6 protein-coding genes and 1 rRNA gene are annotated in these 7,998 nt (G+C 49.6%); 6 read left to right on the forward strand and 1 reads right to left on the reverse strand.

Annotated features, from left to right (window positions below; translation table 11 throughout):
- Positions 1-49: 49 nt before the first annotated feature.
- Entirely contained in the window at positions 50-1,762 is a 1,713-nt protein-coding gene (locus LZ24_RS14670) for an acyl-CoA dehydrogenase family protein (protein WP_144686463.1), read from the reverse strand.
- 499 nt (positions 1,763-2,261) lie between these two features.
- On the opposite strand from LZ24_RS14670, the gene LZ24_RS14675 reads away from it, so the two are divergent.
- The 6 genes from LZ24_RS14675 to LZ24_RS14700 form a co-directional block, all read left to right on the forward strand.
- The gene (locus LZ24_RS14675; RefSeq protein ID WP_186443179.1) at positions 2,262-3,278 is read left to right on the forward strand and encodes a tRNA dihydrouridine synthase; all 1,017 of its coding nucleotides are present in this window, start codon (positions 2,262-2,264) and stop codon (positions 3,276-3,278) included.
- A gap of 111 nt (positions 3,279-3,389) precedes the next feature.
- Positions 3,390-5,081, forward strand: coding sequence for a potassium channel family protein (locus LZ24_RS14680; protein ID WP_144686473.1), 1,692 nt, complete (start codon positions 3,390-3,392; stop codon positions 5,079-5,081).
- 53 nt (positions 5,082-5,134) lie between these two features.
- Complete coding sequence (gene yidD, locus LZ24_RS14685; RefSeq protein ID WP_144686475.1) at positions 5,135-5,497, forward strand: membrane protein insertion efficiency factor YidD; 363 nt, start codon at positions 5,135-5,137, stop codon at positions 5,495-5,497.
- Positions 5,498-5,542: 45 nt separating this feature from the next.
- Positions 5,543-6,433: a metal ABC transporter solute-binding protein, Zn/Mn family gene (locus tag LZ24_RS14690; RefSeq protein WP_246118608.1), complete on the forward strand. Its 891-nt coding sequence runs from the start codon at positions 5,543-5,545 to the stop codon at positions 6,431-6,433.
- 298 nt (positions 6,434-6,731) lie between these two features.
- Positions 6,732-7,604 carry a histidinol-phosphatase gene (locus LZ24_RS14695; protein ID WP_144686477.1) on the forward strand — a complete coding sequence of 291 codons (873 nt, stop codon included), beginning with the start codon at positions 6,732-6,734 and terminating at the stop codon, positions 7,602-7,604.
- Between the two features lie 181 nt (positions 7,605-7,785).
- Positions 7,786-7,998: ribosomal RNA gene (locus tag LZ24_RS14700) — 16S ribosomal RNA — on the forward strand; the annotation flags it as partial.

A 7,998-nucleotide genomic window follows, 5' to 3' on the forward strand; every position in this document is an offset into this window, starting at 1 on the left:
GGGAGCTTCGGTTGCAGCCGTTCAAGTATTCAGATGAAGGGTCCTGATATCAGGGATTCATGTGGTAGGCATCCACAAGGCTGTAGATTTCATCTTTAATGATACGGTTGTAGCGTTCCAGATTGACCACAGGTTTTCTGTACATTTTGGTGCAGAGTTCCTGCTGTTTTTCATTGGTGGCCTGCTTCATGGCCAGATCCATGGCGTAGCGGGACATATCCCTTACAAAGACATCAAAGAGGGAATCCATGATGTCATCGGAAATGCCTTCCATTTTTGCCGATTCGCAGATGAGCTGGGCATAGGGCACCATGGCAAAGCATTCACCCAGAGCATAGAGGAAATCGAAATTTTTCATCTGCTCCATGAGATCCATGCCGGAACCCATGAGGAATTCCTTGAAGGCTTCAATCTGCTCCATGAAGACCACAACATTGGGCAGATGGGAAAGGGCCTTGAAGGTGGGCATGTAATCGTGGAACTGGATTTTGCCATATCCCTTGGTGGGGCCCTGATTGAAGAGGAAGTCGTCGTTCTGACCGCCATTCATGCGGGGAACTTCGGGGTATTCCTTGGGGTTGAAGATATAGTTGGGGATGAGCTTGGCAATGAGGGCCATGTTTACATGCTTGGTACCCTCAAGCTTGGGCATACCCTTGATTTCTACGGCAGCCTGCTCGAAATACATGTCCTTTTCAAAGCCCCTTGCAGCGAGGATATCCCAGAGCAGCTCCATAACCTGCTCTCCCTGAATGGCCACCTTCATCTTCATGAGGGGGTTGAACAGGAGGTAGCGGCGGTCTTCGGGGTTGGCAGCCCGCAGGTAATCCGTAGCGCGCAGGCCAAAGAGTTTCATGCCGATGATGCGGCACCAGGAGTCAAAGAAGAGCTGCTGGATGTGGGCGAACTCCGTCACATATTTTCCAAAGAGATTGCGCTTGGCTGCATGGTTCAGGGTTTCATAGAGGGAGTGCTCGCAAATACCAATGGAAGCAGAACCGATGTTGAATTTGCAGATATTAATGGTGTTCAGCATGTCATCCCATGCTTTTTTGCCACGGGAAAGGATTTCAGCTTCTGTAATCGGATAATCATGGAGGGCAAATTCAGCCACATACATCTGGTTCTGGGCGATGACATTCTGGATGCATTCGTATTTTTCATGGCTGGAATCCACCACAAAGAAAACGTACTCATCCGTATCCGCCATCTTACCAAACACCGTAACCGTACCGGCAAGGTTACCGTTTCCGATATAGTATTTGGAGCCCTGGGCCAGATAGGTACCATCGGCCTGGGGGTAGAGCTTCACTTCACTGGAGTAGATGTCCGCACCGTGGGCACGTTCGGAAAGGCCAAAGGCACACAGGGGGTTTTCCTTGAGCTTGGCTGCAGCCTTATGCTTGGCTTCCTCATTGTCTCCCAGCAGCACGGGGTCAAGGCCAAGGGTGGAAACATGAAACATGTACCAGTAGGCAGATCCATAGAAGCCCAGAATTTCTGAAAATTCAAACATGCGGTAGGTGGAGTAATACTGGTTGGGATCTTCGCCGTAACCCTTGGGCAGGAAGAGGGTTTCAAAAATTCTTTCTTTTTTTACAAATTCTGCAAAATCATAGGTGAATTCCCGGCTGTGAAAATCTTCCTTGAGCTTGGCAAGGCCTTTGTTTTCAAAGAACTCAATGGTTTTCTTCATGATTTCCGCAGAGCGTTCATCCGGATAATTGCGGTCTTTGTACTGTTTGGGATTAAAAAGAACCATGGTGCCTCCTTGTGATATGCTTTATGGTGTTGTTTGCCATTTCCCGGAGGCGATATGGCGTTCCGGGGAGACGGCTTTGTCATCGTTTTTGGATACAGCTTTTGTATGCGGTCTGTGCTGCCTTAAGGTTTTCAGTCAGCCAGTATCTGCGCCCTGTGGATTGGTGTATTGTTGACCTTTAGGAGGGCTGGCATCTGCGTGTGTGGTCTTTCAAGGTAAGGGATGAATTTTTCAGAATCCGTGTGCCAGTCATTCCCATTTATAAATCATCCCCTTTGTGATAGCACTCGCATCAGGTTCCCGCAATGGGCTTTCGCATAGTTTTTTTTAAAAAAAAAGAATATTTAAAGAATGGAGAAAAAAAGGCCCTTGTCGGGTGCTTTGTGGGGTTTGTCTGTCTCTTTATCTTTTGTGTGTTTGTTTATGTCGAATTGTGTGTTACATTTTTTTCCCTTTTTCTGTGGGGGCAGGGATTCCGAAGGTGGAGATGGATTCAGTTATGATGATAATGGCACCCATGCGGGGGTATACGGACAGGGTGTTCCGGGAAGTCTGGAGCAGGCATTTTTCAGGAATTGATGAGGCTGTTGCACCATTTATTTCCCTGCAGCAGGCCAAGGATCTTTCCCTTAAAATTCTGGGGGATCTGGCAAAAAAAGAGGCAGGAAGCATCCCTGTGATTCCTCAGATTCTCGGCAACCATCCTGCCGCTTTTGTTTCTCTGGCCTGTCGCCTCGAAGATATGGGTTTCAGTGAACTGAACTGGAATCTGGGCTGCCCCTTTCCCATGGTGGCAAAAAAAGCCAAGGGATCCGGCCTGCTCTGTTTTCCGGACCGGATTGATGCCTTTCTGGAAGAAGTCTGCTCGCTTTCGCCCCTCAGGGTTTCTGTCAAAATACGGCTTGGCCGCCACAGCAAAGATGAGATGGGGGCTGTGCTGTCTGTCCTGAACAGGTATCCCCTGCACCGGGTTATTCTGCATCCTAGAATTGGTGTGCAGATGTATGAGGGGAGGCCGGATTTGAAAGCCTTTCAGGATTTTTTGCATGGTGCGCGCCATCCGCTTGTGTACAATGGAGATATCTGGAGCCGGGACGATTTTTACGCCCTGTCATCCTGTTTTCCTTCGCTTGGCTCGTGGATGCTGGGAAGGGGGCTTCTGGCAGATCCTTTTTTACCGGAACGAATCCGGGGGGGCTTTGGGGAAAAAAACAAAGACGAGCTGAACCGCTTTATTCTGTTCTACAATGATCTTGAAGCGGCGTATCAGAAGAAACTTTCCGGGCCGTCCCATCTTCTGGCGCGTATGAAGGGCTGGTGGGACTGTTTTTATGGAAGCTTTGAAGGCGGAGATCTTTTGTTTAAAAAAATAAGAAAGCTTCAGAGGCTGGATCTTTTTCAAAAGGAGGTTCAGGCTTTTTTTGACTCAAGGCCTGAATGGCTGCCCTCCCGGGCTGGCGGATGGGTCGATCCTGCCCTTGGCAGTGCTGAGGGGAGGGGGGAAGGCCGCCTGTAGGGGGGGGATTTTTCTTTTGTCTGTTTGCCACCCTTAGCGAATCTGATAGACTGCCCGGACCGCAGCCTGTTTTTTGAAAGATGAATTGTTGCTTCATAATAAGGTGGTCATATGAAATTTCTTCCTTCCCAGCTCATGTATCTCCTTCAGGACCGGAGGGCCCGGCGTAATATTCGCCTCCTGTCCCGTTTTGTCTTTATCCTTCTTGGTGTAATTGCCCTTTACAGTGTGCTGTTTCATTTTTTTATGCAGATGGAGGGGCAGGACCATTCCTGGGCCACGGGCGTTTACTGGACGCTCACGGTGATGTCCACCCTTGGTTTTGGTGACATCATCTTTCATGGGGATATCGGGCGGATATTTTCCATTGTGGTTCTTATCTCCGGGATCGTTTTTCTTCTGGTCATGCTTCCCTTTACCTTTATCCAGTTTTTTTATGCGCCATGGCTGGAAGCCCAGACCCAGTCCCGTGCCATGCAGAAACTGCCCGATGAGATAGAAGACCATGTGATTATTGTGGGCTTTGAGCCCGTTGCCACCAGTTTTATTGAAAGGCTTGTGAAGTACGGCAGGGCCTATGTTCTTCTGCTTTCCGATGTGAATCAGGCGCTGGCCCTCAGGGATCAGGGATATAAGGCTCTGGCGGGAGACCCAGATGATCCTGAAACCTACCGCAGGCTGAAAATTGATAAGGCCTGCATGGTTCTCGCCCTGACCGATGATATGAAAAATACCAACGTGGCTTTTACCGTGCGCGAGCTTTCAAAGACCATTCCCATTGTTGTGAATGCAGAAAATGATGCGTCCGTAGATATTCTGCGGCTGGCAGGTGCCACGCAGGTTTTTCAGTTCAGAAAAATGCTGGGTGGTTTTCTTGCCCGGCGGATTCTCGGTCCGGGCCTGCAGTCTGCTGTCATTGGAAGATTTGAAAAGCTGGTGATTGTGGAAGCCCCTGCCATGCGCACCCATCTTGTGGGCAAGACCATTCTGGATTGTGGTATCCGTCAGGAAACAGGGTTAAATGTTGTTGGTCTCTGGGAGCGGGGGGTTTTTAATATGCCCAGTCCCGGGAGTCTGATTCAGTCTGAAACCGTCCTCGTTCTGGTAGGCTCCATGGAGCAGGTCATGGCCTATGAGGATTTTGTAGGAAAACAGCCTGCGTCTCCGGATGCTGTGCTGATTCTGGGGGGAGGTAGGGTTGGGCAGGCTGCGGCAGCCACCCTTGAAGCCCGGGGAATTCAATATTCCATTGTGGAAAAAAATACGAAGGTGGCTGGCAGGAAAAAAAATGTGGTGATTGGCAATGCTGCGGATCTGGAAGTTCTTGAGGAGGCGGGGATACGTAAGGCCCCTTCGGTTTTTATCACCACCCACAGCGATGATGTGAATATTTATCTGACCCTGTACTGCAGAAAGCTCCGGCCGGATATTCAGATCATCAGCCGTGCAACCCTGGACAGAAATATCGGTATTCTCCATACGGCGGGTGCTGATCTTGTAATGTCCTATGCGGCCCTTGCCAGCAACACGCTTTTTAATCTTTTAAGCCCGGGCAAGGTGCAGATGCTGACGGAGGGGCTCAATATTTTCAGGGTCTGCAGCCAGAAAAAGCTCTGGGGTAAAAGCCTTATTCAAAGTGAGATCCGCAAGGACACAGGATGCAGCGTTATCGCCATGGTTCAGGGGGATTTGATGGATATCAATCCGGATCCCATGAAAATCATAGAAAGAGGAACCGAGCTTATTCTCATGGGAACTGCCGAGGCAGAGAGTCTTTTTATGCGTCGCTATCCTGAAAAATAAGCGGAAGAAAATACTCTGAAGTATGGCAGGGCGGATCAGGAGAGGAGTCTTCCATGGTGTTGGATCAGAAAGGGTTCGGTTGGTTCGGGTTGACCTGTCTGTGTTTTGTATTGCTTCTGTTGAACGGCTGTGCTGCCAGTGGTACCGGTGTTTCTGGGGAGAAGCTTTCTCTGAATCCCGTACTGGCTTTATATCAGGGGCCTCTGGACCATCTCCATGCCGTACGGAGTGGAAAGTGTGGTATGCAGCCTACCTGTTCTTCCTATGCGGCCCAGGCCTTTGGCCGGAAATCTTTTTTTGATGCCTGGTTTTCGGTTTTTGACCGGCTTATGCGCTGTGGAAGGGATCTGGATCATCCGGGTATCCGATGGATTCCTTCGCCAGAAGGCCCGAAGGTGTTTGATCCTGTGGGCTGATCTTTTAACCTGCCAGATGTTCAATGTTTATTGAGGGAGGGTAAGGTGTTTGATTTAAAGCGAATGATCATAATTTTTATGTTTTTTGCAGTTCCGTCCCTTTCTGCGGCAGTGGAGAAACCCATTGTTACGGTGAGTATTCTTCCGCAGAAGCACTTTGTGGAAAAAATTGCAGGGGATCTTCTGGAGGTGCATGTGATGGTTGCACCGGGGGCCAGCCCTGCAACCTATGAGCCGGATCCTTCACAGATATTGCAGCTTGCCCGTTCGCAGGTATATTTTTCCATCGGCGTTCCCTTTGAAAAGGCCTGGCTGCCCCAGCTTGCCAGAACCTACCCCGGCCTTCAGGTGGTAGCAACGGATGAGGGGCTGGAGAAAAGGCCCATTGCAGGGCATCATCACCATCATGATGGCCATGGTCATGGTAAAAAACATAAGCATGACGCCGGGTTTCCCGACCCCCATGTGTGGCTGTCTCCTGAACTTGTTCTGCATCAGATTCATGTGATTCATGGGGTGCTGAAAGAAAAATTTCCTGCTTTTGCCAAGGATTTTGATGAGGGATACGGGGCCTTTGTGCAGGAAGTCCGGGATACCGACAGGGAGATCCGGAGCATTCTTGCAGGCAGGGATGGGGGAAGTTTTTTTGTTTTTCATCCCTCATGGGGCTATTTTGCCCATGATTATGGTCTGGAGCAGATTCCTGTGGAGGTCGGCGGCAGAGAGCCGACCCCGGGTGAGCTGGCCAGAATGATCCGCATGGCAAGGGATAAAAACGCTTCAGTGGTTTTTATTCAGCCGCAGTTTTCTGACAGGGCGGCGAGAATTATAGCGGAATCCGTACAGGCAAAGGTTGTTACCCTTGATCCTCTGGCGGAGAACTGGCGGGAAAATTTATTAAAGGCAGCCCGTGCCATGGAGGAGTATGTGCGTTAATTCTGCAGGCAGAAAAAATGGCTGCCATGTCCTTTTGCCTGCAGATATTTGAACATGGACATGGCATGGGCAGGTCATGTCCCTTGTCCCGGGCATCTGTGAAGGGTTTTCTGTTGCCGGGCCATGGAATGCCCTGCAGGCTTTTTCTGCTTTCGGGAGGTCTGTGTGCATTTTTTTCGGCGGGTGCAGGCGGGCTTTCGGTGCCAATCAGAAAAAATATGCATACAGGAGTGGAAAGCGGGAGCTTTTTCGGTTAAGAACCTGACGGGCATTTTTGTTTTCAGGTCAGGGAGGAAGTATGTGTGCCGAAGAAGAAAGGGCAGGCTGGGTTTCTGTACATGGGGGGCATTCCGGAGAGTTTTGTCACCATGCAACAGATACCCTTGAAGCTGTTCTTGAAAGATATGCGGAGCTGGGATTTTCGTGGGTTGGCATTTCCGAGCATGTGCCAGCCCCTGCCCCTGAATTTCGTTACCCGGATCAGGTAGCAGCCGGTTTGACACCGGAGTTCCTGTATGACCGGTTTGTCCGGTACGTCGCCCGTTGCCGGGAGCTGCAAAAGGCTTTGGCGCCACGCCTGAAGGTGCTGGTCGCCATGGAAAGCGAAAGTTATTCCGGCTATGAAAAATTTATGAAGGAGCTGATGCTGAGGTTCAGGCCCGATTATATTGTCGGTTCTGTTCATCATGTATCCGATATGGGTTTTGATTATTCTGCAGAACAGTACAGGGAAACGGCAGATGCCGTCGGTGGTATGGATGCCATGTATTGCAGATACTTTGATCTGCAGCTTGAAATGATTGAAACGCTCAGACCTTCTGTGGTGGGCCACTTTGATCTGATACGTATTTTTGATGAAGATTATAGGGCCCGCATGCACAAACCGGAAATTGCAAAGCGGATTACCAGAAACCTTGAGGCTGTGGCCCGTTACGATCTTATCCTCGACTTCAACCTGAGAGCTTTATATAAAGGTGGGCCGGAACCCTATGTTTCGGATCAGATTTTGCGTCAGGCTGTGGAAATGGGAATTGCGCTGGTACCCGGTGATGATTCCCATGGCGTCTCTCAGGTGGGTAATTTTATGGAAAAGGGCATTGGTCTTTTAAGGAATGCAGGAGTCAGTAGCTTCTGGCCCCTTCCGAGGTCTATTGATTTCAGTGTGTTATGATTTTGTTTGCTTTTGGTTAAAAAAGTGATTGACTTTGATGTGCGGATTCGTTTATCTTGCCTTTCGTTGCTCACGGAGCGGCGGATCGCAAAAGTCGATCTTTGAAAATCAGATAGTGAAAGATAAAGTAACATGCCCCTTTAGTATCCCGCCTTTTTAAGGTGGGGGTAGTACCAGAGATTCAACGGAGAGTTTGATCCTGGCTCAGAATGAACGCTGGCGGCGTGCTTAACACATGCAAGTCGAACGAGAAAGTTCCCTTCGGGGGATAAGTAAAGTGGCGCACGGGTGAGTAACGCGTGGATAATCTGCCCTTGAATTCGGAATAACATCGCGAAAGCGGTGCTAATACCGGATGATGTTGTATTTTCTGCGGGGAATGCAACCAAAGAAT

It is taken from the genome of Desulfobotulus alkaliphilus, from assembly GCF_007830435.1.
GTDB lineage: Bacteria > Desulfobacterota > Desulfobacteria > Desulfobacterales > ASO4-4 > Desulfobotulus > Desulfobotulus alkaliphilus.

What these genes read in the sequence shown, in the direction of transcription:
- yidD (WP_144686475.1), top strand. Translation starts at nt 5,135, where the DNA reads ATGGTGTTGGATCAGAAAGGGTTCGGTTGGTTCGGGTTGACCTGTCTG.
- LZ24_RS14695 (WP_144686477.1), top strand. Translation starts at nt 6,732, where the DNA reads ATGTGTGCCGAAGAAGAAAGGGCAGGCTGGGTTTCTGTACATGGGGGG.
- LZ24_RS14675 (WP_186443179.1), top strand. Translation starts at nt 2,262, where the DNA reads ATGATGATAATGGCACCCATGCGGGGGTATACGGACAGGGTGTTCCGG.
- LZ24_RS14680 (WP_144686473.1), top strand. Translation starts at nt 3,390, where the DNA reads ATGAAATTTCTTCCTTCCCAGCTCATGTATCTCCTTCAGGACCGGAGG.
- LZ24_RS14670 (WP_144686463.1), bottom strand. Translation starts at nt 1,762, where the DNA reads ATGGTTCTTTTTAATCCCAAACAGTACAAAGACCGCAATTATCCGGAT.